Origin of the sequence: Brevibacillus ruminantium (genome assembly GCF_023746555.1) — a bacterium.
GTDB classification, from domain to species: Bacteria; Bacillota; Bacilli; order Brevibacillales; family Brevibacillaceae; genus Brevibacillus; species Brevibacillus ruminantium.
Window position 1 is genome coordinate 3,826,721 of the sequence record NZ_CP098755.1, and the last position, 24,837, is coordinate 3,851,557.

21 protein-coding genes and 1 riboswitch are annotated in these 24,837 nt (G+C 51.6%); of the genes, 4 read left to right on the plus strand and 17 right to left on the minus strand.

What is annotated here, in order from left to right; all coding sequences use genetic code 11:
* Nucleotides 1-25: 25 nt before the first annotated feature.
* Genes sdhB through NDK47_RS19050 form a run of 3 tightly spaced genes read right to left on the minus strand, consistent with a single transcriptional unit; the run spans nt 26 to nt 3,184 of the window.
* Nucleotides 26-775 (minus strand): succinate dehydrogenase iron-sulfur subunit, encoded by a 750-nt coding sequence (gene sdhB, locus NDK47_RS19040; protein ID WP_251871352.1) that lies wholly within the window; start codon nt 773-775, stop codon nt 26-28.
* A gap of 18 nt (nt 776-793) precedes the next feature.
* Entirely contained in the window at nt 794-2,554 is a 1,761-nt protein-coding gene (gene sdhA / locus NDK47_RS19045) for a succinate dehydrogenase flavoprotein subunit (protein WP_251871353.1), read from the minus strand.
* 18 nt (nt 2,555-2,572) lie between these two features.
* Nucleotides 2,573-3,184, minus strand: a complete 612-nt coding sequence (locus NDK47_RS19050; protein ID WP_251871354.1) for a succinate dehydrogenase cytochrome b558 subunit — start codon at nt 3,182-3,184, stop codon at nt 2,573-2,575.
* A gap of 409 nt (nt 3,185-3,593) precedes the next feature.
* On the opposite strand from NDK47_RS19050, the gene NDK47_RS19055 reads away from it, so the two are divergent.
* Nucleotides 3,594-4,037 carry a DUF2507 domain-containing protein gene (locus tag NDK47_RS19055; RefSeq protein ID WP_251871355.1) on the plus strand — a complete coding sequence of 148 codons (444 nt, stop codon included), beginning with the start codon at nt 3,594-3,596 and terminating at the stop codon, nt 4,035-4,037.
* A 109-nt stretch (nt 4,038-4,146) separates the two neighbouring features.
* Here NDK47_RS19055 and NDK47_RS19060 read toward each other — a convergent pair whose 3' ends face one another.
* The 5 genes from NDK47_RS19060 to NDK47_RS19080 form a co-directional block, all read right to left on the minus strand.
* A complete protein-coding gene (locus NDK47_RS19060) occupies nt 4,147-5,388 on the minus strand; it encodes an aspartate kinase (protein ID WP_251871356.1) in 1,242 nt (413 codons plus the stop codon).
* A 243-nt stretch (nt 5,389-5,631) separates the two neighbouring features.
* Nucleotides 5,632-5,821, minus strand: a riboswitch (Lysine riboswitch).
* An 85-nt stretch (nt 5,822-5,906) separates the two neighbouring features.
* On the minus strand, nt 5,907-7,688 hold the full coding sequence (gene uvrC / locus NDK47_RS19065) for an excinuclease ABC subunit UvrC (RefSeq protein WP_251871357.1): 1,782 nt from the start codon (nt 7,686-7,688) through the stop codon (nt 5,907-5,909).
* Nucleotides 7,689-7,812: 124 nt separating this feature from the next.
* Nucleotides 7,813-8,067: a DUF2164 domain-containing protein gene (locus NDK47_RS19070; RefSeq protein WP_322112067.1), complete on the minus strand. Its 255-nt coding sequence runs from the start codon at nt 8,065-8,067 to the stop codon at nt 7,813-7,815.
* Nucleotides 8,068-8,443: 376 nt separating this feature from the next.
* Nucleotides 8,444-8,761 carry a thioredoxin gene (gene trxA / locus NDK47_RS19075; protein ID WP_003387752.1) on the minus strand — a complete coding sequence of 106 codons (318 nt, stop codon included), beginning with the start codon at nt 8,759-8,761 and terminating at the stop codon, nt 8,444-8,446.
* 642 nt (nt 8,762-9,403) lie between these two features.
* Nucleotides 9,404-10,063, minus strand: coding sequence for a hypothetical protein (locus tag NDK47_RS19080; RefSeq protein ID WP_251871359.1), 660 nt, complete (start codon nt 10,061-10,063; stop codon nt 9,404-9,406).
* A gap of 200 nt (nt 10,064-10,263) precedes the next feature.
* On the opposite strand from NDK47_RS19080, the gene NDK47_RS19085 reads away from it, so the two are divergent.
* On the plus strand, nt 10,264-11,454 hold the full coding sequence (locus tag NDK47_RS19085; protein ID WP_172920624.1) for an ISL3 family transposase: 1,191 nt from the start codon (nt 10,264-10,266) through the stop codon (nt 11,452-11,454).
* Between the two features lie 565 nt (nt 11,455-12,019).
* Here NDK47_RS19085 and NDK47_RS19090 read toward each other — a convergent pair.
* From NDK47_RS19090 to NDK47_RS19125, 8 genes are all read right to left on the minus strand, one after another.
* The gene (locus NDK47_RS19090) at nt 12,020-12,979 is read right to left on the minus strand and encodes an electron transfer flavoprotein subunit alpha/FixB family protein (protein WP_251871360.1); all 960 of its coding nucleotides are present in this window, start codon (nt 12,977-12,979) and stop codon (nt 12,020-12,022) included.
* Between the two features lie 20 nt (nt 12,980-12,999).
* Nucleotides 13,000-13,767 carry an electron transfer flavoprotein subunit beta/FixA family protein gene (locus NDK47_RS19095; protein WP_251871361.1) on the minus strand — a complete coding sequence of 256 codons (768 nt, stop codon included), beginning with the start codon at nt 13,765-13,767 and terminating at the stop codon, nt 13,000-13,002.
* 42 nt (nt 13,768-13,809) lie between these two features.
* Complete coding sequence (locus tag NDK47_RS19100; protein ID WP_251871362.1) at nt 13,810-14,583, minus strand: enoyl-CoA hydratase; 774 nt, start codon at nt 14,581-14,583, stop codon at nt 13,810-13,812.
* A gap of 117 nt (nt 14,584-14,700) precedes the next feature.
* Nucleotides 14,701-15,288 (minus strand): fatty acid metabolism transcriptional regulator FadR, encoded by a 588-nt coding sequence (locus NDK47_RS19105; RefSeq protein WP_251871363.1) that lies wholly within the window; start codon nt 15,286-15,288, stop codon nt 14,701-14,703.
* Between the two features lie 181 nt (nt 15,289-15,469).
* Complete coding sequence (locus NDK47_RS19110) at nt 15,470-17,170, minus strand: AMP-binding protein (protein WP_251871364.1); 1,701 nt, start codon at nt 17,168-17,170, stop codon at nt 15,470-15,472.
* A 197-nt stretch (nt 17,171-17,367) separates the two neighbouring features.
* The gene (locus NDK47_RS19115) at nt 17,368-18,360 is read right to left on the minus strand and encodes an LCP family protein (RefSeq protein WP_251871365.1); all 993 of its coding nucleotides are present in this window, start codon (nt 18,358-18,360) and stop codon (nt 17,368-17,370) included.
* 141 nt (nt 18,361-18,501) lie between these two features.
* Complete coding sequence (locus NDK47_RS19120; protein ID WP_251871366.1) at nt 18,502-19,677, minus strand: thiolase family protein; 1,176 nt, start codon at nt 19,675-19,677, stop codon at nt 18,502-18,504.
* 102 nt (nt 19,678-19,779) lie between these two features.
* On the minus strand, nt 19,780-20,700 hold the full coding sequence (locus NDK47_RS19125) for a 50S ribosomal protein L11 methyltransferase (protein WP_251871367.1): 921 nt from the start codon (nt 20,698-20,700) through the stop codon (nt 19,780-19,782).
* Nucleotides 20,701-21,015: 315 nt separating this feature from the next.
* On the opposite strand from NDK47_RS19125, the gene csaB reads away from it, so the two are divergent.
* Both csaB and NDK47_RS19135 read left to right on the plus strand, forming a co-directional pair.
* The gene (gene csaB, locus NDK47_RS19130; RefSeq protein ID WP_251871368.1) at nt 21,016-22,119 is read left to right on the plus strand and encodes a polysaccharide pyruvyl transferase CsaB; all 1,104 of its coding nucleotides are present in this window, start codon (nt 21,016-21,018) and stop codon (nt 22,117-22,119) included.
* Between the two features lie 70 nt (nt 22,120-22,189).
* On the plus strand, nt 22,190-23,047 hold the full coding sequence (locus NDK47_RS19135; protein ID WP_251871369.1) for a class I SAM-dependent methyltransferase: 858 nt from the start codon (nt 22,190-22,192) through the stop codon (nt 23,045-23,047).
* A 65-nt stretch (nt 23,048-23,112) separates the two neighbouring features.
* On the opposite strand, the gene NDK47_RS19140 is transcribed toward NDK47_RS19135, so the two are convergent.
* A complete protein-coding gene (locus tag NDK47_RS19140; protein WP_407653317.1) occupies nt 23,113-24,738 on the minus strand; it encodes a putative polysaccharide biosynthesis protein in 1,626 nt (541 codons plus the stop codon).
* Between the last annotated feature and the right edge of the window lie 99 nt (nt 24,739-24,837).

A 24,837-nucleotide genomic window follows, 5' to 3' on the forward strand; every position in this document is an offset into this window, starting at 1 on the left:
CACGCTTTAAAACAGCCGCTCTTTCTTACGAGAAGAAGAAACGCTTCACGGCGTATTTGGTTGTTTCTTTGTTCATATGGGCGATGGACGTTGTCAGCGGAATGCCTTTTGGACAAGCCTGTACGCAGTTTTGCGAGTTGCCGCAATCACCGATACCGCCGTCCTCCATCAGCGCTTCCAGACGCTCGTGCTTGTTCATCGCACCTGTCGGATGCTGGTTGAACAGACGAACCTGCGAGATTGCAAACGGACCGATAAAGTCCGATTTTTGGTTGACGTTCGGGCAGGCTTCCAGACAAACACCGCAAGTCATGCACTTGGACAGTTCATACGCCCATTGGCGCTCGACTTCCGGCATACGCGGACCTGGTCCCAGATCATGCGTACCGTCGATCGGAACCCATGCTTTGACGCGTTTCAGGGCATCAAACATGCGGCTGCGGTCAATAGAAAGGTCACGCTGAACCGGGAAAGTGCTCATCGGCTCCAGGCGAATCGGCTGCTCCAGCTTGTCGATCAGAGCGGAGCACGCTTGGCGAGGCTTGCCGTTAATCACCATGGAACAAGCGCCGCACACTTCCTCCAGACAATTGGACTCCCAGTTTACCGGCGTTGTCTTTTGTCCTTGAGCGTTTACAGGGTTGCGCTGAATCTCCATCAACGCACCGATCACGTTCATGTTCGGGCGGTACGGAATTTTGAACTCTTCTACGTACGGAGCGCTGTCAGGGCTGTCTTGACGAGTGATTTTCAGATGAATGAGCTTTTCGGCCATGATCAGTTCCCTCCCCTCTTACTTCTTCTTCTTGTCAGACGTATAGTCACGTTTACGCGGAGCTATCAGAGAAACATCGATATCTTCGTAGTAAATTTCCGGTGCAGTCGTGTCTGGATTGTATTTCGCCATCGTAGTCTTCATGAAGTTCTCGTCATCGCGCTCTGGGAATTCAGGCTTGTAGTGCGCGCCGCGGCTCTCGTCACGCTTCAAAGCGCCAAGCGTAATCACGCGGGAGAGCACCAGCATGTTCCACAGATGACGCGTAAAGGAAGCTCCAGAATTGCTCCATTTGCTCGTATCGTTGATGTTGATGTTTTTGTAACGCTCCATCAGTTCCTGGATCTTCTCGTCTGTTTTTTGCAGACGGTCATTGTAACGAACAACGGTTACGTTATCCGTCATCCACTCGCCCAGTTCCTTGTGGAGGATGTATGCGTTTTCTGTGCCATCCATTTTCAGGATGTTGTCGTATTTTTCTTGATGCTGCGTGGTATAGCCATCGAACAGTGTAGAAGACAGGTCATCTGCCGATTCATCCAGACCGTTAATGTACTCAATCGCTTTCGGTCCAGCTACCATACCGCCGAAAATCGCGGACAGGAGGGAGTTGGCACCAAGGCGGTTTGCACCGTGCTGGGAGTAATCGCACTCACCGGCAGCGAACAGGCCAGGGATGTTGGTCATTTGGTTATAGTCTACCCACATGCCGCCCATGGAATAGTGAACAGCCGGGAAGATTTTCATCGGTACTTTGCGCGGGTCATCGCCGACGAACTTCTCGTAAATCTCGATGATACCGCCCAGTTTTACATCCAGCTCTTTTGGATCTTTATGGGACAGGTCAAGATAAACCATGTTCTCGCCATTGATACCCAGCTTCATGTCTACGCACACGTGGAAGATTTCACGAGTCGCGATGTCACGCGGAACCAGGTTTCCGTATGCCGGATATTTTTCTTCGAGGAAGTACCATGGTTTCCCGTCTTTGTATGTCCAGACGCGTCCACCCTCACCGCGGGCAGATTCGGACATCAGACGCAGCTTGTCATCACCAGGGATTGCCGTCGGGTGAATCTGGATCATTTCACCGTTTGCGTAGACCACACCCTGCTGGTAAGCAGCAGAAGCAGCGGTACCGGTGTTGATGATCGAGTTGGTCGATTTACCGAAGATGATACCAGGACCGCCTGTCGCCATGATTACGGCATCAGCACGGAAGGATTTGATCTCGGACGTACGCATATTTTGCGCGGTAATCCCTTTACAGGTCCCTTTGTCATCAAGAACGGCACCCAGGAAATCCCAGTATTCATATTTGGTTACAAGACCTTCTGCCTCAAAGCGGCGGACTTGCTCGTCCAGCGCATAGAGAAGCTGTTGTCCTGTGGTTGCACCGGCGAAAGCGGTACGGTGGTGCTTGGTTCCCCCGAAACGGCGGAAGTCCAAGAGTCCCTCCGGTGTACGGTTAAACATGACGCCCATGCGGTCCAGCATGTAAATAATGCCCGGCGCTGCGTCACACATTGCTTTTACTGGCGGTTGGTTTGCCAAAAAGTCTCCGCCGTATACTGTATCGTCAAAGTGCTCCCAAGTGGAGTCGCCTTCCCCTTTGGTATTAACGGCACCATTGATTCCACCCTGTGCACAAACGGAGTGGGATCGCTTCACCGGAACCAGGGAGAACAGCTCGACGGGAACGCCTTTTTCTGCTGCTTTAATGGTAGCCATCAAGCCGGCCAAGCCACCACCGACAATGATCAGTTTACCTTTTGCCATGTATGAGTCCCCCTATCCCTATTGAATGAACGCTGCCATCGCACTCAGGCCAATAAACGAAACGATTACAAAAATCCCCATCGTTACGTAAGTGGCAATGCGCTGGGAACGCGGGCCAACCGTAATTCCCCAGTGAACGAGGAATGACCAGATTCCGTTGGAAAAGTGGAAAACGGTGCTGAGAATCCCGATTGCATAAAATATGACCATCACCGGGCTGCTCAGGATGTTAGCCATCATGTCATAGTTGACTTCGGCACCCATCGCCTTGGGAATGCGAGTTTCAAATACGTGCCAAGCGATAAAAATAAGTGTGATAATACCTGTCAGTCGCTGCCACAGGAACATCTGATTCCGGAAGTAACCGAAGTTTCCTACATTGTGCTTTGCTTGAAAAGCGATGTAGATCCCGTACACAGCGTGAAACAGGATGGGAATGTAGATGAAGACAAATTCCAAGACGAGCAAAAACGGAACATTTTCAATCAAGCCTACGACTTCATTGAACGCTTCCGGGCCTCGGGTTGCCTGATAGTTTGCTGTTAGGTGAAACAGTAGAAACAGCCCGACTGGGAACAAACCGAGTAAAGAATGCAGCTTGTGACTCAAAAAGCTATGGCCTTTCGCCATACAATGGTCCCCCTTTCAATTATATGTCGCGTCCTTTTCTTAGAGCTTTTCCCCACTATCCTAACCCATTGCCAGCAGGGTTACACATAAGCGAAGGTGACTACTCCCATTGCGTGGCAGATTGTGTCGGAAAACGGAAAAAAGTTGGGCAAAACTTTGACCAAAACCAATTGTACTCCTGTACGTATGGAGCGTCAAGCCAGTGAATAGACTTATTCTATTTTTGGAATGGACTAAAAAAAACACTATTTTTCTATCATTCTGTCATAAGTAGTCTTTCTTTCTCATAATCTTTTAACAAATCAACCAATCAGACAGCAGTCCCAGCAGAGCGGCGCGCATGCGTAAATATTTGGCCGTGGTCACTGGACAAGCTCTCCGCTCTCTGCAGGACAAAGGAGGCATCCGCATGAAACAAGAACAACTGGAAGCCCTGCTTTCCGTTCCCGTGATATCTGATATCGAGCGGATTCACATGCCCTATCTGGGCTATCATCTCTTCCGCGAACGCCTGACGCAAACCATGCTGGGCGAAAGTGAGCAGGCCATCCTGCACTGGCTGGGGAAGGACATCGGGCGGAAAATACCGATTCAATCGGCAACCGGTATGGTGATGCCCTTTATCAGGCTGGGATTGGGCCAGCTGGATGTCTTGGAAGAGGGAGCCCGGCAGTATCGCTACCGCTTGACCCACTCGATTTTTCGTTATATGTCGACGGAGCGAAAACTGAGATCGCTGGCGCTCGAATGCGGGATACTTGCGGGCGCTTTTGAAAACTGGCTGGGCAAAGAGGCGGAGGTGCGGATGGAAGTAGAGGAAAAGGGGAGTGTCCTGATCACATTGACCCCCTGACCTGGCGTTCCATCTATCCATCTATATGAGCAGCAGTTGGCAAAAGCAACTCTCACTGCACATGGATACCCCCCTCTTCCATAATGAAAAGGGGGGAGAGCAGCCCAAATCAGGCTTTATGAACAACAGCCAAAGTGCTCGTATCCAGTCCGTACGCGGTATGCAGGCTGCGTACTGCCAGATCAGCCAGCGCGGCAGGAACGACGCACGACACCTTAATATCTGATGTCGAGACCATTTTGATCGTGATCTCCTGTTCGGCCAGCACGCGGAACATCTCGGCGGCAACCCCTGGGTTGTTCACCATGCCCGCTCCCACGATAGATACCTTGGTCAGTCCTTCCTCGTAGTCCACTTTGTCAAAGCCAAGCTCAGTCTGATTGGCCGCCAAAGTGTTCAAAGCTTTTTGCAGGTCGCTTCCGGCGACGGTGAACGAGATGTTCGTCACGTCAGCGTCATAGGAGCTTTGGATAATAATATCCACGTTTACCTGATTGTCTGCCAGCGTATTGAAGAGGCGTGACAAGGTTCCTACGCGTGCCGGCATGCCTACAACCGTCACTTTTGCCACATCTTCATCATGGGCAACCCCGCTAACTACTCTTCCTGTTTCCATGTTGGCTACCTCCTCTACGTACGTACCTTCTTCTGTCGAAAAGCTGGAGCGGACGACAAGCCGCACTTTATATTTTTTGGCTGCTTCCACGGAGCGGGGATGCAGGACACCCGCCCCCAGATTAGCCAGTTCAAGCATTTCATCATATGAGATGCTGTCCAGCTTTTGCGCCGCCGGAACGACGCGCGGGTCAGCCGTATAGACCCCAGCCACATCGGTGCAGATTTCGCACCAATCTGCTTGCAGTCCCGCGGCCAGTGCAACGGCTGAGGTGTCCGAGCCACCGCGTCCCAGTGTTGTCACTTCCCCTTCGTCACTGATCCCTTGGAACCCGGCTACGATCACAACCCGGCCCCTCGCCAGTTCTTTCTGGATGCGCTCCGCCTGAACCTCTTTGATCCGCGCCCGGCCATGGATCGATTCTGTCACAACTCCTGCCTGCCAGCCCGTCAGAGAAATGGCGTCATACCCGCGCTGATGCAGCGCCATCGCCAGGAGGGAAATTGACACCTGTTCTCCGGTTGCCAGCAGCATATCCATCTCGCGCTCTGATGGATACGGAGATATCTGTTTCGCCATGTCTACCAGAACATCTGTCGATTTGCCCATCGCGGAGACGACGATCACCATATCATGACCCGCTTCTTTATATTCAACAATCCGATCTGCCACTTTAAAAATACGCTCAACAGTTCCAACGGAGGTGCCTCCGTATTTTTGCACGACCAACCCCATGCGGCTTCTCTCCCTTTTCCTAAAAGACGGTTGTCTCTCTTCGATAATGTGTCCGATAATGCGTCCATCGAACAAACGCCATTCATGTATCAGTTTTCCTATTAAAAAAGCAACGACGAGGATATAACCTGCCGTTGCCTATTCATCCGTAGACAATATCGGTTCCTCCTTCCCTGGACTACGCGAGCCGAAGCTGGCTTGGACATGACAGGACATACCCTGTCTCAAAAGCACGCTGCAGGCTCGTGAGATAGCTCTCCATCTGACAGTAGGGGATACTGCACAGATGACAGTCCTGTATTTGTTCAACACAGGCCCAGCACGAAAGAGAGCGGGTCTCTCTTTGTACTTCGGCGAATCCCCCTTTCCACTGCCCGTCAGCGATGCCCGATCTCAGGGAGGTACTCATGGTTTTCGCGCCTCTACCTCACTCCATAAGGGAAGTGAGGCTACTATTCTGTTTGAAAGGGATTATAACACGCATGCTCCTGGTGTTCAAATAGTATTTTGAAGATTCGCTACGTATCCAGACCCCTGAGGTGAGCAAGTATCTCCCGGGCCAGCTTGTCTCCAATCCCCACCTGACGGAAATCCTCCACAGTGGCCTCCTTCATTTTTTTCAGAGAGCCAAAATGCTGGAACAGAAGCTTGCGCCGTTTCTCTCCGATGCCGGGAATCTCGTCCAGTTGGGAAGAGAGGAGTGTCTTGGTGCGGGATTGCCGGTGAAAGGTGATGGCAAAGCGGTGCACCTCATCCTGCACGCGCTGGAGCAGGTAAAATTCGTAGCTGTCCCGCCTAAGCTCAACCGGCTCAGGAGGATTTCCATAAAGAAGCTGGGCCGTCTTGTGCTTGTCATCTTTCGCCAGACCGCATACCGGGATATAGAGCCCCAGCTCATTTTCCAGCACGTCCATGGCCGCACTGATCTGCCCTTTTCCGCCGTCGATGACAATCAGGTCGGGGAGTGGCTGGTCTTCTTTCAACAGGCGGGTGTACCGGCGGCGCACGACTTCGCGCATCGATCCGTAATCATCCGGCCCCTCGACGCTCTTGATCTTGAATTTCCGATACTCTTTTTTGTCCGGCCGACCATCCGTAAAGACAACCATCGCCGAAACTGGCTCTGTTCCCTGGATGTTGGAGTTGTCAAACGCTTCGATCCGGTGCGGGGTGCCAATGCCGAGAATATGGCCCAGATTGTGAACAGCCTGGATTGTCCGGGCATCGTCCTTGGACATGAGCGCAAATTTCTCCTCTAGGGCAATCCGCGCATTTTCATTGGCCATTTGCACCAGTTCGCGCTTCTTGCCCCGTTTGGGCGCATGCACCTTGATGCCGAGCCATTCGGCCAACAGCTCCGGATCGCTTTCCTCCGGCAGAAGAATTTCCCGCGGTAGCACACTTTGCTTATCGTAGTAGAACTGGCTGACATAGGACATGAAATCCTCTTTCTCGCCGCCGTAATAGGGGAAGGAGGTCGTATCACGTTCGATCATTTTGCCCTGTCTCATGTAAAAGACCTGTACGCACATCCAGCCTTTTTCCACCGAGTAGCCGATGATATCCCGATCCACTGTATCGGTCAAAGTGATCTTTTGCTTTTCCATGACCGCCTCGATACTGCGAATCTGATCACGGTATTCCTTGGCCCGCTCAAACTCCATGTTTTCGGCTGCGAGCTGCATCTTTTCTGTCAGCTGCTTTTTCATCTCTTCGTGTCCGCCGTCGAGAAAACGGGCGATCTCTTCCACGATCCGCTGGTTCTCTTCCGCCTCTACCTCGTAGACACAGGGAGCCAGGCACTGTCCCAAATGGTAGTACAGGCAAACCTGTTTGGGCATGGTTTTGCATTTGCGCAGCGGATAGAGCCTATCGAGCAGTTTTTTTACCTCGGAGGCTGCACCTGAGTTGGGATAGGGACCAAAGTAACGGGCTTTGTCCTTCAGCACCTTTCGCGTGATCTCCAGACGCGGCTGCTTTTCGTTGGTAATTTTAATGTAGGGATAGGTCTTGTCGTCCATCAGCCGGACGTTGTAGCGCGGGTTGTGCTTTTTGATCAGATTGCACTCCAGAATCAGCGCTTCGATCGCCGAAGAAACGACAATATATTCAAAGTCGGCAATTTCACTGACCAAAAGCTGCGTTTTCCCGTCATGACTGCCTGTAAAATAGGAGCGAACACGGTTCTTCAGCACTTTGGCCTTGCCCACGTAAATAATTTCGCCCTCTTTGTTTTTCATCAGGTAGCAGCCCGGTTTTTCCGGCAGGACGGCTAGCTTGTCTTTCAAGGAGCTGTGCAAGGCTGCTCCCCCCTTCTTGATGACTGTTCTTTCTCTTGCTCTGTGGTGACGGTTCCCTGTCTTTCAACTGCAGGGATGGTCCCTTGTCTTCAATCGCTTGGATCATCCGGCCGAGTTCGTTGCATTATCGTCCTCTTTCGGTCGTGAGCGGCTGTTCCAGCGTATAAAGCTCATCCTCCAGGGCGTTTACACGATCCATGACAAGCACGCGGCAATCATCCACCGCCTGATTGTACACGATGGGACCGATTGTCTTTAAAAAGAAATCGAGTATTTGCTCCGAGGCCAAATGTCCCAATTCTTCGCCCCGCTCCTCCTGAAAATATTGCTGGATTTGACTGATGACGTACTCACGTTGTTCGCGTGGAAATTTTTTCATTTTCATTTCTCCTAACCCCTTCCCGATTGTCCGTAAACGAATGGTTTGTACAAGCCTCTCACGTTTTCCGGCACAGACCTGCGGTGACTGGTTTGATCGAGAATTCGTACCGTTCTTTATCGCTTCTCCTGACCTGATCAGACAGTCGCGAGAATATACGTTCTATCCTTCATGTTAACATGTTTTAGGAAAAAACTCGACGGAATCTGTCTCCATTTGTTAAGCTCCCGCGTCGGAAGGAAGCATGGTTAGCTGTCTAAAAAGGGCTTCACGGTGCAGGCCCGAAACGAAGCCGGAAAGAGAAAAAAGTGCGTAAAAAAAGCAGCACCCGCATAAAGCGAATGCTGCCTTCGTCCTTCGAATCTGGCTTTTAGTCTTACAGGTGTTTGCCGACTGTGCCCATGAGCGCTTCTTTTGGTTGGAAGCCGATCACTTTATCCACAGGTTGACCGTCTTTGAATACGATCAGGGTAGGGATGGACATGACGCCAAAACGTCCTGCAGATTCCGGATTGTCATCGACGTTTACTTTGACGATTTTGAGCTTGCTGCCCACTTCACTGTCGATTTGTTCCAGTACAGGTGCGATCATTTTGCAAGGGCCGCACCAAGGAGCCCAGAAGTCAACCAGGACAGTTCCGCCTTGCTCAACTTCCTGGGAAAAGGTCTGATCGGTTGCATTTACGATAGCCATGGAAAAAAACCTCCTTATATTCGTTACGGAAAAAGGTTCCACACGCCACTCAGTATACCATCCTCTGAAAAAATTGACTACGCTCGGCGACACTTTATGCCATGTCAACGTATATTGTGTCCGAATAGGCTGTTCCTATTTGCAGTTTTTTTGTTCCGATCTGCTTGTGACCTATTCGTGCTTTGTAAAGCCTATTCTTGATTTGGTGTTGTTCGGGGCAATATTTTATGTTTCTGCTTAGTACTTAGTTACGAATATAGGAACGTTTCTGCGGGGCTGCAGTGAGAAGAAGCATGTTCCCCTGCTCGGCTCCGTTCTCCGCCCTGCATAGGATGTTTCACTGTCCGCTCCACAGCGGCTGGCGGGGGTCCGCAAAAGCAGCACTGCTTCGCGGTCATCCCAAGGTTGCGCCCCTCTTTCCCGCCATCCGCTGCTCCGCTAAGCCGGGCTCCGCAAGTCGCTCCGCAGGGGAACATGCTTCTTCTTGATCCGTTTTGGTGTTTACAGGTTTAAAAGAAAAGATAAAAAAGTCAGTGATTCAGTGAATTTGAAGGTAACTGATTTTAAGATAAGCATCAGGGGAAACGTTTGTGATTGTTCATCACGAGGTTCCGTCTTATGTCGAATCCAGTTTTTACTTTCTTATTCACTTTTATCCCAAACCTTGGGATTATCAATCGTCAAATTCTCTCCGCGCGTTAGGAAATCATAACTATCCTTTGCACCAGTATACCAATCAACAATGACTAACTTACCGTTTACATTACGTACGAGAAATTCAGTGACTTCACCATAACTACCTACACTTTTAATAATTTCCACAGGTAATTTTAAATAGAGAAACCCTCCATCCTCATTATTAGTAAACTCCGCTTCCCAAGCGCCAATAACAATATCCTGCACCGAATTTTCAGTTACATTTTTATACACGTCATATTGGGATAGAATCTTCTTTAGCGTATACTGTTTCAGGTTATCGTTTTCGATAAACGCATCCAGTTCAATATTCGTGCCATTCCAGACAGCTTTATAATAGTCAGTCAATGCATTCACACACATCTCATAAGCTGTTTCAATATCAGACTCAGATAGTACACTTTCATTTTTGGCTAAATAATCGGGGGAATTTTGTCGTTCATTCTGTTCCGTGCTGGGCGAAATTTCTGTGTTTAACACACTATCTTTCCCGCTATCTTCCGTGACTACATGCGTGTTTTTCTCGTCAACATTAGTAGTATCCTTAACACAAGAAACTAAAAAGATGATTGAAATGATGGAAGTGATCAAAAGTAAGCTTCTCATTTATACCTCTATTTGTTATTCTGACTTTTCTGTAACCTTATAGAATAGACGTGTTTTCACATAAAAGGTTTCATACTAAATTTAACTATTCACCCGTTTGTTGATTCATCACCATAACCCGTGCTAGACATTGAAAAAACGCAGATGTTCCTCTATCGTGGGAGTTGTCGAGACAACCACTGAAAAGGAGGAAATCTGCGTTGTGCCTTGATTTTAGCACAGACTTTGTCAGACTTCCATCATTCCATCTCACTCATTGGGAAAAAACAACGGAAACGGATTGGATCGCTGTTCTGGAACCGAATTCTGCTTGTTATCTTTGTCCGATCTGTCTCCGAGCCAGTACCAACCATGCCCGTCCTGGACGGCGTATTCTTCGTCATCGTTTCGTTCCTTCTTGGGGGACCGTCTGGGTATCCGTTCCCGTGTATCGCCAGCGCTGTGCGAGTTGTGGGCTTACATGGACAGTGGAATGGAACGGTATCCCGCCTCGAGGATTGGTCACCTCTGCTTTTCAAGAGATGGCGGTGGATATGTGCCGCGGCCGGGATTTGCTCTCGGTTGCCAAGCAATTGAGTGTGGCCTACTCGACACTCGAACGCTGGTACTACCAACTGGCCCCCCAACGCCTTGCTCAACCAAAAGAACATGAAGCTCCTGAAGTGGTCTGTCTGGATGAGTTTGCGTTGCAAAAAGGACATAAGTACGGCGTGAACCTCATGGATGCTCAAACCGGTCATATCTGGCAAGTCACAGAAGGACGTTCACGTGAACAGGTACGAAACGCCCTGCAGCAATGGCCCTTTCGTAAGGCTCCCCATGTAGTTGTCACGGATTTGGCTCCAGGAATGGCTGAAACAGTACGCCAAGTCTGGAAGCATACCCTTGTGGTAGCAGATAAATTTCACGTGATCCAGCTTTTCTCGAAAGCGTTGGAAGCTACCCGAAAACGCACTCATGCTCGTGGAACACATCGTCGGGGCAGACATGAGCAACGCCTGCTCCATACGATCCCTGACAAGCTGAAGCCCGAAGAGCTTCAGGAACTGAAGAATTGGTTAGCAGAAGATCCACACCTCAAACGACTCTACTTTGCGCTTCAAGACATAAGAACCGTGTATGCCGTTCAAACCCAAGAGGCAGGCGAGGAAGCACTTCAGAAATGGATTGACGACCATCTCTATTCTCCGACTCCTGCGGTTCGTTCCATTGCCAAAACGATTGTCCAGTGGCGAGAGCCCATTCAGAATTATTTCTCCTTTCGGGTAACGAATGCCAAGATTGAAGGGACACACAACAAAGTGAAGGTGATCAAACGAAGAGCCTACGGCTACCGCAATCTAGAGAGATTCAAGATTCGCATTAGACTGGAGTGTAAACCGGCTACATAACTACGAAAAACTGCGATAGAGGGAGATCAAGCACGTTTTACGGTGAAGAGCTCGTTTGTTGAATATGGACTACACATTGCTGAACGCTTTGTCCATTTCAAACATCTCCCCCGAATGTTCGTTCTCGTATGAATTAAATCAAGAATTCGTACAAGCATCAAATATCAACATTTTATCTGTAACAGAGTATTTTTTTAAAAGCAGCGGACTCATGAAGAAGCATGTTTCCCTGCGGTGCGACTGTGGAGCCCTGACCCAGCGAAGGGGCGATTCGCGGGAAAAAGGAGCGCAACCTTGGGATGACCTCGAAGCATTGCTGCTTTTGCGTCTCCCCCGCGAATCGCCCTGGAGCGGACAGTAAACACTTCCCCGGGGGCGGAATACGGAGCTGAGCAGGGAAACATGCTTCTTCTCACCACAGCCCCGTTCCAGCGTAATTATTATCTGAAAAGTATGGATGAAAAAAACAGCCCTGCTTCCGCAAAAGCAAGGCTGCATTTCTATTCAAAGACATGTTTTTCAAAGACAAGTATCCTTCGTCACCAGATACAACAGAAGACGTACTCTACACCAAAACCTTTTTGAATTCAGCAGTCAGCAGTGGAACCACCTCAAACAGATCGCCCACGATGCCGTAATCCGCCACCTGGAAAATCGGTGCTTCCGGATCTTTGTTGATCGCGACGATTACTTTGGAGTTGGACATTCCGGCCAGATGCTGAATCGCTCCCGAGATTCCGCAGGCGATATACAGATCAGGTGTAACCACTTTACCGGTCTGCCCGATCTGCATGGAATAATCGCAGTAATCGGCATCGCACGCACCGCGGGAAGCGCCGACTGCAGCGCCCAGCACCTCAGCCAGCTCGTTGAGCGGCTGGAAGCCTTCAGCGCTTTTCACTCCGCGACCTCCCGCAATGATCACCTTCGCTTCGGAGAGGTCTACTTTGCCGCTGGTTTTGCGAACGACCTCGCGCACGATCGAGCGCAGGTCCTTGATCTCTGCTTCAAACGGCACGACAGTCGCCGTTTTGGCCGTATCTGCCGAACCTGCAGCGATGTTGTTCGGACGGATGGTGACCATGATTTTCCCATCTTGGAAACGGCGCTTCTGAAACGCTTTTCCTGCATAGATCGGGCGGACAAATACCGGGCCATCCTCCAGTCCGGTTACATCGGAGATGAGGCCAAGTCCGAGACGAGCCGCTACGCGCGGAGCCACGTCACGGCCAATAGCGGTATGACCCAGCACGACTGCATCCGGATTGACAAACTCAATCAGTTGCTTGATAGTCTGCGCATAGGCATCTGGCGTATATTGGGCAAGGTCAGCATGGTCAGCGACGTAAACGGTGCCAGCTCCGTGATGCCCCAGTGCTTCGGCATGTTTCCCTGTATCAGGTCCGAGCAGGGCAGCTACCACTTCGCCGCCTGCTGCCAGTGTCCCTGCTGCTGCGAGTGCTTCCAGAGAGACATTGCGCAATTGTCCGTCACGTACTTCAGCGATTACCAGTACTTTTTTCATCGTTCTTCTCTCCCTCTCGCTTAGATTACCTTCGCTTCATTTCGCAGCAATTGCACCAATTCGGAAACCTGTGCAGGTATCTCTCCGGAAAGGATGCGGCCTGCTTCTTTTTTCGGCGGCAGGGTCTGGTCGACCACTTCCGTCTTGGCAGCTACATCTGCGGCAGACAGCCCGAGATCATCTGCAGCATAACGATCCAGCGGCTTTTTCTTCGCTTTCATGATACCCGGCAAGGAAGGATAGCGCGGTTCGTTCAATCCCTGCTGCGCGGTAATCAGGACAGGCAGGCTGGTTTCCACAACCTCCATGTCTCCCTCCACGTCGCGCTCGACACGGACAGAAGTCCCGTTTACCTCCAGCTTTACTGCTGTTGATACGTGGTTGATTCCCAGCTCTTCAGCCAGACGAGGACCGCCTTGTCCTGCACCGGAATCGACAGCCATCTGTCCGCCCAGAATGATGTCGTAGCCCACCTTGTTTGCGACGGCGGCCAACACCTTGGCCGTTGTGAATTCATCGCCAAATAGCGACTCGTCATCCACCAGAACGGCTTTGTCAGCACCCATCGCAAGCGCGGTGCGCAGTTCCTTTTCAACGCGATCTGCGCCGATGGAGACTACGGTTACCTCACCGCCGTGCTCTTCCTTCAGCTTGATGGCTTCTTCAATCGCATATTCGTCATAGGGGTTGATGATAAATTCCACTCCGTCATCCTGAATCTTTCCATCCTGGATGACGATCTTTTCTTCTGTATCAAATGTTGACTTCATGACAACCAGAATATTCACAAGAATACCTCCTCATAGTGACGATTCAGCCATGGGTCCGTCTTAGCGGTCCGAGAATTGCGGCTTCCGTTTTTCCAAAAAAGCGGTAACCCCTTCTTTCATGTCTTCCGTGTCAAATGACTGACCGAACAGCTTCGCTTCTTCAAGAAGGCCAGCGGTTTGCCCTTCAGTTACGCCCGTATGGATCGCATTCAGGGCCAGACGCAAGGAAACGGCACCCTTTTCGGCGATCACGGCAGCCAGTTCTTTTGCCTTTTCCAGGAGCTGGTCGAGAGGATATACAGCCTCCGCGAGACCGATGCGCTGCGCTTCCTCTCCTCCGATCATCTCCGAGGTCAGGATCATTTTCGTAGCGCGTCCGCGTCCCACCAGCCGGGGCAGCCTCTGTGTGCCGCCATATCCAGGGATCAGCCCAAGATTCAGCTCAGGCAAACCCAGCTTCGCCTCGGGTGCAACCAACCGAATGTGGCAGGCCAATGCAAGCTCCAAGCCTCCGCCCAAGCAAGCTCCATTGATGGCCGCAATAATCGGCTTGGGAAAAGTCTCCAGACGGTCAAATGTCTGTTGCCCGCTGCGGGCCATCGCTTCGGCATCGGAAGGCTGCAGCTCTGTAAACTCCTTGATGTCAGCGCCCGCGATGAAAAAGCGCCCTTCTCCGGTGAGAACAATCGCTTTGACTACAGCGTCGCTCTCCAGTTCATCCAAAAGTGCGTTCAGTTCCTTTAAGGTCTCCTGGCTCAAAGCGTTGGCCGGAGGTCGGTTCACGCTCACCACCGCGACCCGGTCTTCCCTATGAATAGTCCAATGAGAATACATGCTTCTCCCCCTCTACCTTTTCCCAACGGAAGGGTTACTCATTTTTCTGAGCGAACGCTCAGTCTTGCTCTTCCCATTGTAACAAACGGACTCTTTCAAAAAAAGCGTTTTCTTTTCTCATTTGCCCTTCATACCAAATTGGAAGAGGTTATGAATGGGATCAACATGAGAGAGCAGGTCGTATTTGCACTCTTTCATGACCCAGGACGTCGTCACTTCATCCAGCGTGCCAAAAATCATTTTTCGCGCCAAGCGTACATCGATATCGGGACGAAATACGCCCTTTTCGATACCTTCCTTGACCAATTCCTCAATCAGGTTGAAGTACTGTTTCATGACCGTACCGATGCCTTCACTGATTTCAGGATTGGATTGACGCAATTCAATCTGCGTCACCTTGGCCAGCTCGGGATCGCGAGACAATTGGCCCAGATGAGTGTGAACAAGGATGTACAATTTTTGTTCGATGGATTCTGCCTGTTCCAGGCGTCCTCGGCCTTCCTCAATAAAAGCACCCATCTTCTCGTTGAAAAGCGAGATGAGGATGTCGTCCTTGTTCTCAAAGTAGAGGTAGATGGTGCCGTCCGCTACCTTCGCCTCTTTTGCAATTCTGGATACCTGGGCGCTGTGATAGCCCTGTCGAGCGATGACGCGAACTGCCGCATCAATAATGGCTTGATACTTTTCCCCCGTTTTTTTCGCCATGATTCCCTCCACGTTGATCTGCAAGTCTTGAAAACTGAAATGAATGACTATTCATTCATATTCAGTGTAAGACAGTTCCTCTGTCCTGTCAATCCCTGCCGTTTCACTTTGCAGCAAGCGTAAAGGGGGACCTTTCCCCGCAAAAAAGAGGCCCTGGAAATAGATGGGCCTCGTCGCTGTTTCAGCTCGTTTTCTCTTGTTCTTCCCTATGATGCCGCGCCTTTTCCTCCTCTTGGAGCTGGCGGCGGAGCACTTTGCCCACCATGGTTTTGGGAAGTTCTTCACGCACTTCGTAAAACCTCGGAATTTTATAGGCGGCCAGCCGTTTCCGGCAATGCTCGTCGAGTTCGCTGTCACCGATCTGCTGTCCCGGCTTGAAGACGACATACGCCTTTACCGTTTCCCCCCGGTAAGGATCGGGAACGCCGATCACCGCCGCTTCCTGTATGGCCGGATGCTCGAACAGCACTTCCTCTACTTCGCGGGGATAGATATTAAAACCGCCGGCAATAATCATATCTTTCTTCCGGTCCACAATGTAGAAATATCCCTGCTCATCCATATACGCCATATCACCTGTGAGCAGCCAGCCGTCCTGGAGAACCGCCGCCGTCTCTTCCGGCCGGTTCCAGTAGCCGCGCATCACCTGCGGACCTTTGACAGCCAGTTCGCCAATCTCGCCTTGCGGAAGCGCTTCACCCGTGGCGGGATCGACTACCCGGCAATCCGTATCGGGCCAGGGCAGGCCAATGCTGCCGTTTACCCGTTTGCCCCAGACCGGATTGGAATGGGTGACAGGGGATGCCTCGGTCAACCCGTAGCCTTCCACCAGCTTTCCTCCCGTCAGCTCTTCAAACCGGTTCTGTACCTCAACCGGCAACGGCGCAGAACCGCTGACACATGCTTCTATCGACTTCAAATCGTACCTCCCCAGATCGGGATGATTGATCAAGCCGATATACATCGTCGGCGCGCCGGGAAACAACGTCGGTTTGGTTTTGTCTATCAGGCTCAGAATCTCTTTCACATTGAATTTGGGAACCAAAACCAATTCGGCTGCAATCGATATCCCCTGATTCATGACCGTCGTCATGCCGTATACGTGAAACAGCGGAAGCACTCCCAAAATCCGTTCCTTGCCCCGCTCGCATTTGTACAGCACGGCACGGCACTGGATTGCATTGGCGATCAGGTTTTTGTGGGTGAGCATGACGCCCTTGGCCACTCCGGTCGTGCCTCCGGTATACTGCAGCAGAGCCAGATCATTTTCCGGGTCTACATCAGGGACCACAGGCTTGGCAGCGCTTTCTTTTAAAACGGAAAGAAAGGCCTCCACTTCGCCTCCATAGACGACTTGCGGATTTTGGCCTTGTCTTCTTTGGACGAAGGGATAGATCCAGCTTTTGAGCAACGGGAGAAAATCACCAATACTCGTAATAATCAGACGTTTTAACGGAGTAGAATGCTTGACACTTGTGACGCGCTTGTACAACAGGTCCAAAGCAATGATCGTTTCAGCACCGGAATCATGCAACTGGTGAATCAGCTCCCGCTCCGTATAAAGCGGGTTGGTCATGACGACAGTAGCCCCGGCGAACAGAGCGCCGTAATAGGAAATGACTGCCTGGGGGCAATTGGGCAGCATGATCGCGACCCGGTCTCCTTTTTTCACACCCCGTTTGATCAGGGCGTTGGCAAACTGGTACGACATGGTCAGTAGCTCACGGTAGGTCAATCGTTTTCCCATAAAATAAAGCGCATGGCGCTCGGGAAACTCTGCCGCCGCTTCTTCCAGAAAATGAGTCAAAGGAACACGGGGGTATTCCAGTGACGGTGCGGTTTCGGGCGGGTAACTGGCAATCCAAGGCTTGGCAATAGACATGGGCAATCCCTCCAATCCCATATTGACCTTACCTCTCCCGTACGATCCACATTCATAACCTCTTCCATCTCCATTCTATTCGAAAGATAATCAATTTTCCAACAAAAATTACAAAACTTGTCCATATTATCGTTGTAAATAAAAAAGATGTACCTTCGCTTCATGCGACGATACATCTCCCGCTCTCCGTTTCCTTATCAGGGAGCCAACTCCGACAAGAGGCTCTGTTTCGCTCTTTGCCGTTCTTGCTTGGAAACGAGGTGATACCAGCCGAGCACGTTATGATGCCAGATTCGCTCGTCTGCCCCGGTAAGCGTATCGGAGAGGATGGTATTGGGCGTCGGATCGCTGTAAGAAAGCAGCAAGGAAGCAATTTCCCTGTCGGTCAGATCGGTTTTCACATGCTCGCCTAAAATTTCCATCAGGGTAAAGGCCTTGGCAAATGCCTCCGCCGAGGTACCTTTCTCTGCCAATGCTTTCACGATTTCTTGCTGGCGGTTGATTCGTTCGTAGTCACTGTCCTCCTTGCCGAGGTCGCTTTTCCGATAGCGTGCATAGTCGAGTGCCTGGGCACCGTTCAACGTCTGCAGCCCCGGGTTCAGGTCGATATGGGTATCGTCAGTCGGGTCCGTATATTTCATTTTCTTTTTTACTTCGATCGGCACTCCGCCAAGCGTGTCCACGACCTTCCGGAATCCATCAAAATCAATTGTGACATAGCGGTCGATGCGAACATCCAGGTAGCTCTGTAGCGATTGCTTCACCAGCTTGGGACCGCCGTGCGCCATGGCGTGATTCAGCTTGTCATGCCCTTTGCCGGGGATCTCCAGGTAAGTATCGCGCGGGATCGATAATAAATAGACACGCTGCTTTTCCGGATGGATGGAAGCCAGCATGATCGTGTCCGATCGGGCTCTTTCCCCGTCCCGGCTGTCGATTCCCAGAACGAGCAGCACAAATGGCTTCAGTGGTTTCGTGCCGGCAATCAGCTCCAGAGGGGCTGCGGCTGATGCGGGCCTCTCAACGGTGACGCCCGGCTTTGCTTCAAGCGGTGCATACCATTCACTCGTCATTTGCTTGTACTGATAGATGCCATAACCGATGGACACCAAAAGTGAGAGGGCCACTCCCATCAGTCCGTACCAGATCACCCGCTTGCCACGCTTGCGGAACCAGGAAAAGAGATTCATAAATGCGTTCCCCCTTTGAAGTAAACAGGCCACGACAGATGTCGTGTACGAAAAAACCCCATCTCTGCTGCACGTAGATGGGGTCTAGCTCTCATTTTTAACAGGGGACGCTACTTTTAAACCACTTTTCTCTTTTTTCGCTCAGCTTCTTTCCACGATCATCGCCATGCCCATTCCTCCGCCGACGCAGAGTGCTGCCAGACCATACCGCGATTGCCTCCGCTTCATTTCATGGAGCAGTGTTACGACGATCCGGCAGCCGGTGGAGCCGACCGGGTGACCGAGGGCTATCCCGCTTCCGTTTACATTGGTGATCTCCCGGGGCAATTCCAGCAGCTTTTCCACGACGGCGTATTGAGCTGCAAAGGCCTCGTTTACCTCGATCAAATCCATGTCGGCCAAAGTCAATCCTGCACGCGCCAGCGCTTTTTTCACAGCCGGCACCGGTCCGTACCCCATCATGTCAGGCTCTACTCCCGCCCACGCATATGAGATGATGCGCCCTAGCGGTGTGAAACCGGCTTCGCGCGCCTTTCGCTCGCTCATCAAAATGACCGCAGATGCTCCGTCATTTAAACCCGAGGCATTACCGGCAGTGACCGTCCCCTGCTCCCGGAAACCCGGTTTTAATTTCGCAAGGCTCTCCAAAGTCACTCCCCGCCGCGGATGCTCATCGGTATCCACGTACACGGTTTCACCCCGTTTTTTCACGGGTACAGAGATGATCTCTTCCTGGAAACGGCCATCGTCTATTGCTTGGATCGCATTTTGCTGGCTGCGCAGGGCGATCTGATCCTGCTCTTCGCGGGTGATGCCGTAGCGGTCGACGAGCCGCTCCGCTGTCTCCCCCATCAGGATGCCGTGATGCGGGTCGGTCAACAGCTCCCACATGGAATCGGTCATCTCTCCGTGTGTGAGCCGCTTTCCCCAACGGGCATGCTTCAGGACGTATGGAGCGTTGCTCATGCTCTCCACGCCGCCCGCGATCACCACGTCGCTTTCTCCCAGCATGATTTGCGACGCTCCACTCGCGATTGCCTGCATCCCGGATGCGCATTGGCGCTGGACGGTAAACCCTGTCACCTCTTTCTCCAGACCGGCGTCCAGAGCGGCAACACGGGCAATATTGGGTTCATCCGATCGCTGAATGCAATTCCCCAGAATGACTTCGTTTACTTGCGCCGGATCGAGGTTTGTCTGGTTGATCACACCCTTGATGACCGTCTCAGCCAGCTTGCGAGCGCTTACATCTTTTAACGCGCCACCAAACGTACCGATTGGTGTACGCCCGGCGGATACAATCACTACCTGCTCCATCCGCTTTCTCCTCCTCTGGAAAAAATATCTTCTTTCTCCCTATTTTGACACAGATGAGTTACAAATGCGCAAGTTCGTTTCCAAAAAACGGACGCCTCTTCCCTATGCTTTTTCCATTAAAATCGTGACCCATTCCTCACTTGCTCTTTCGGTGATCAACGAAAAGCCTGCTTGCTGATAGGCATCTACCACATGATCTCGATTCCAGGTCACGATTCCCGAGAGGATCACTTGTCCCCCCTGAACGAGCCGTTCTTCTACAACCGGCAGCATCTCCACGTCTTCGTCTCCGCCGATATTCACCAGGATCAAATCCACCTGTTCCGGAAGCTCGGCCTGAAGCGACGGCTCGGCTGCATCGCCAATCAAAATCTCGACATCCTGCTCATCCACGTGATTATTGGCTCCGTTCACCCGGATTTGGTAATCACTCTGCGGATTGATGTCGACGGCCCAGACCGGCTTTGCCGCACCGCTCTTTACACAGAAAAGCGAGAGAATACCCGAACCTGCACCGATGTCCATTACGCGTTTGCCCGCTGGGGAGCGCTCCTGCAGCAGCTTCAGGATATCTTGCGTCGTGCCGTGATAGCCGGTGCCAAATGCAGCGCCTGGATCAATCCATAGAACGTTCTGGGCAGCCAGCACTTCCTCGGTTGTCGTCCAGGACGGGGCAATCCACCACTCCCCGATGCGGACCTCGCGAAACTCTTCCTGCCAGGAATCATGCTCTTCTGCCACTCGTTCTACCTGGTTCACGGAGACGGCATCCGCCCAATGACTGATATACGAATGAAGTCTCGCCACATGTTCCTCCTCGCTATCCTCAATCTTTTCAAACAGGTATACAATGACCGGCCCCTCTGTGTTTTCCGCATAGTCGTAGCCGTTTTCCGTCGTCAGGATTTCAATCTGCGGCTCTACCCAGCCTAGCGTATAGGGGCTGTCCAGCAATTCTCCTACGAAAAGGTCTTCTATTTTTCTGTCTACCAGCAATGTGTACTTCAACCAAGTCAGTTCCATCCCTAGAAGCCTACTCCTTTTTCTCTCGTTTTCCGTCCCTCTCTATAAATAGCAGAAACGGTCGTTTAATGATATGATACAATAATGGACTCATTTCCACGCAGGGGGTATCACATGTTTGATGAATTTTTCTATCGGCGCCGCAAAAACAAGGCCATGCTGGTCGTAATGATCGCCCTGATCGTACTGGGCATCGGCATGTTTGCAGCAGGCTTTCTCTATCTGTTCTAGGTAGCTTTACTTACCCTTGTTTACTCGATTATACTTGAGAATGTGTTTTTCCTGTACGTTTGATATAGAAAGAAGGTTCACTCCATGTCGCGTATACTCATCTCCGGGTATTACGGTTTTAATAACGCCGGAGACGATGTAGTCCTGTACGGCATTATCAGCGCGCTCAGGCGGGAACAACCGAATATGTCACTGGCCGTGTTGTCCAACCAACCCGAACGGACAACCTCCCTGTTTGGTATTCCGGCGTATAATCGCTGGAGCCTCCCCGTTATCTTGCGTGAGCTGATGAAAAGCGACATGCTGGTCATGGGCGGTGGAACCTTGATGCAGGACGTCACCAGTCCGCGCAGCGTTCTCTACTACCTGGGCATCGTCTCCATTGCCAAAATGCTTGGCAAGCCTGTGGTTTTTTACGCACAGGGATTTGGCCCCATACTGAAACCGATCAGCCGCAGACTGATCAAACAGGTCGTCAATCGCGTCGATGTCATCACTGTCAGGGACTATGAGTCGGGTGATGATTTTCAGGCCTGCGGCGTAACCAAAGCTCCGATCTATGTTACCGCCGATCCGGCCATGACCATCTCCCCTGACGATATATCCAGTGATCGGGGACGCGAGCTGCTGCAGGCGTTGTTTGCGGATTTAAGCAAACCGCTCGTCGCCATTTCCGTCCGTGATTGGAAACAGGAGCAAGCCTTTAAAGAGGTGATCGCCCGCGCTTCCGACCTGTTTCTGGACAAGGGGTGGAACGTCCTGTTTTTGCCGATGCATTATCCCAGCGATCTCGCTCCTTCGCGAGAGATCATCGGCATGATGAACAGACCGGGTGCAAAGCTTTTGGATGAAGCGGTCACCTTTCACGATATCATGTCCGTGCTGAAGCAGTGTGACTACGTCGTCGGGATGCGTCTCCATTCGTTAATCTTGGCTTGTATGCTGCAGACACCGTTTACCGGCATCTCCTACGACCCGAAAATTGATCGCTTTGTCGAGCGGGCCGGCATGCCGTGTGCCGGACATATTACCCAATTGCAGGATGCCGAGCTGCTCTCTTTGCTGGAGGAACGCATCTCACAGCTTGACCGGGAAAAAGCGATCATCCGGGAACACTCTGAGATCCTCTCCCGTGAAGCTGCCAAAAGCAGCGAGCTGGTGCTACAGGCACTGCGTCAAAAGAAATAAGCGGGCCCTGCAGGGATCAATCGTCTTCGCAGGGCTCTTTTTCCGTGTGATTTGAAAGGAGGAATTTCTGATGTCCCTATCCTCGCAGCTGTTGCTCCGCGTCAATAAAATGTTTCCGCTGCCTGTTCATCCGTTCAACCTGGCCAACGACGGACAAATGAGCTACACCGAATGGCAGTTTCAAAAAGGGGAGCAAACGATTCAGTTCTTTCTCGACTACCATACCCAGGAGCAGATGTTCCGCGACAAGACCGTACTGGATATCGGCTGCGGCGGTGGCGGAAAGACCTGCTACTACGGCACGTTTGGCCCAAAAGAGATGATCGGGATCGACATCGTGCCTCACTACGCTGAGGAAGGCAATGCCTTTGCCCGGGAAAAAGGGCTGGCTGATCGCGTTCGTTTCATGACGGCAGACTCGGCAGAGCTTCCCTTTGCCGAGAACACCTTTGACACGATCATCATGAACGATGCCATGGAGCATGTGGACAGACCAGAGCTCACGTTAGAAGAGTGCTTCCGTGTCCTCAAGCCCGGCGGTCATCTCTACATCAATTTTCCGCCTTACTATCACCCGTATGGCGCCCATCTCTCCGATGCGATCGGGATTCCCTGGGTTCACGCGTTTTTCTCTGAGCAGGCCTTGATCGACGCGTATAAAGAGCTGGTCCGCGACCTGCCAGACGGGAAGGACCGGATTTCCTTCCGTTTTGGCAAAAAACCGGATGGCAGCGATACGATCGCCTACATCAATCAAATGACGATTAAACGTTTCCGCCGCATTCAGGAAGGTGTCGCACATCCGGCTGTCTACCAGAGAGAAGTGCCGCTCCGGGAAGTGACGGCCGGGCTGGCCAAGCTGCCGATCTTCCGGGAATTTTTCGTGAAAATGGTTGTGTGTGTCTATCAAAAGCATGAAACGAACTGATCAAGAAGATCGCCGAAAGAAAGAAAGGCCCCCATTCCCATTGGAATAGGAGCCTTTCTTTTTGTTTAGCGCGGGTCCGACGAAGATTGTTTTTTCCGCAGCGCATTCATCAGCAACCGCAGCTTGCCGCCACCAGGAAGCCATTCCAATTCCTTGTCGTGAATCAGCGGAATGATAAGGAAGAGTCCCAGGTAGACGATCAGCCCTACACCGACACCCGCCACAGTTTCGGCTGCCCCCAGCATGCGTGCTTTCCAGTGAAGCAGGTACCCCACTGCCTCTGTCGTGCCCCATGCCAGCAGCAGCATCAGATTGGACACCAAGAGCGGGTACAGTGTGTCGAATTTCCAATTGATCTCGACGCGAACCAGTCGCCTGATCAGACGCAGGTTTAGCAAGCACACGATAGTGGTCGCAACCAGCCAGGAGACAGCCAGGCCTTCAATCCCCATCAGAGAGGTAAACAACAGCGTACTGGCGATCTTGATCAAAACCCCCCACAAGAGGTTCAAAGCCGGCCATTTTTCTTTCCCCAATCCTTGCAGGATACCATTTGTCGCCAGCAAGAGCGAAAGCGGAATCGCACTGACGCCAAGGATCGCCATGGCCCGCGTCCCCTCGATATCTCCATACAAGGCCAGGTTTGCTCCTTCTGCCACCGCCGTAAGCCCCAGACCCGCCGGCAAACCGATCAGCCAGGCAAAGCGCATCGACAGCTTTGTCAGCGTCTGGACGCGCTCTTCATCCCCCTGTCGTTTTGCCTCTGCAATCGCCGGAACGATCGAGAGGGCGATCGACGAACCGAACAGACTGGCTAACTGCAGCAAAGGACCTCCCCTGCTGTAAATGCCAAACCAGGTATCTGCCGTCAGCCCGTCTACTTGCCATACATAGCGAAAAATATTGATCGCCAAAAAGGAGTCGACCAGGCTGAAGATCGGGATGACCAGCGCACTTATGCAAATCGGCCAGGCGATGCGCCACATCGAAAGGAAGAACTGCCGATCGTACCACCAGTCCAGCCTCTTCCACTCGCTGCCGAGTGTAATGGGCTGCTTTCGTCTGTGCAGCCAGAGTAAAAATGCGAGGAAGCCCAGGCTGAGCATCGTGCTGATCATCGTCCCGAAATTAACGCCCGTAATGACGGTATCCGTATCCTCACCAAGCGAAACGAGATACAGCGAGGCGACCAGGATAAAGGCTACACGAAGAGATTGCTCAACAATCTGGGACAACCCGACATACAACATTTTTTGGTGTCCGTAAAAAAATCCGCGAATCACCGCAATCAGCGGAACAAACAAGAGCGACAGTGAAATCGCGCGAATCGGCTCGATTAGATGTGGATTTCCCATCAGCTTGGCAATCAGCGGAGAGCTCGCATAGAGGAGCGCAAACAGGACAAGCCCGATTCCCCCCATCAGCACCATGCTGCGGGCGAGAATTTGACTGACCGTACCTTGTTTGCCCTCGGCCAATGCTTCTGCGATCACGCGTGAAAGGGCAACCGGAACACCCGCAGTAGCCAGGATCAAAAAGGTCAGATAGAGCGGATAGACCTCCTGGTACAGGCCCAGTCCATTATCTCCCACGATCTCCTGCAGCGGGATGCGGTAAAACATGCCGATCACTTTTGATAAAATCCCTGCAAACGCCAGGATAAAGGCGCCTGCGAGAAAACTATTTTTCACCATGAGAAGCTCCTTGTACAAACGTGGTAAAAAGTCTCAAAAACATGCGTAAATCCACTCTCTATCCTACTATCAATCGAGCCTACTGGCAAACAGGTA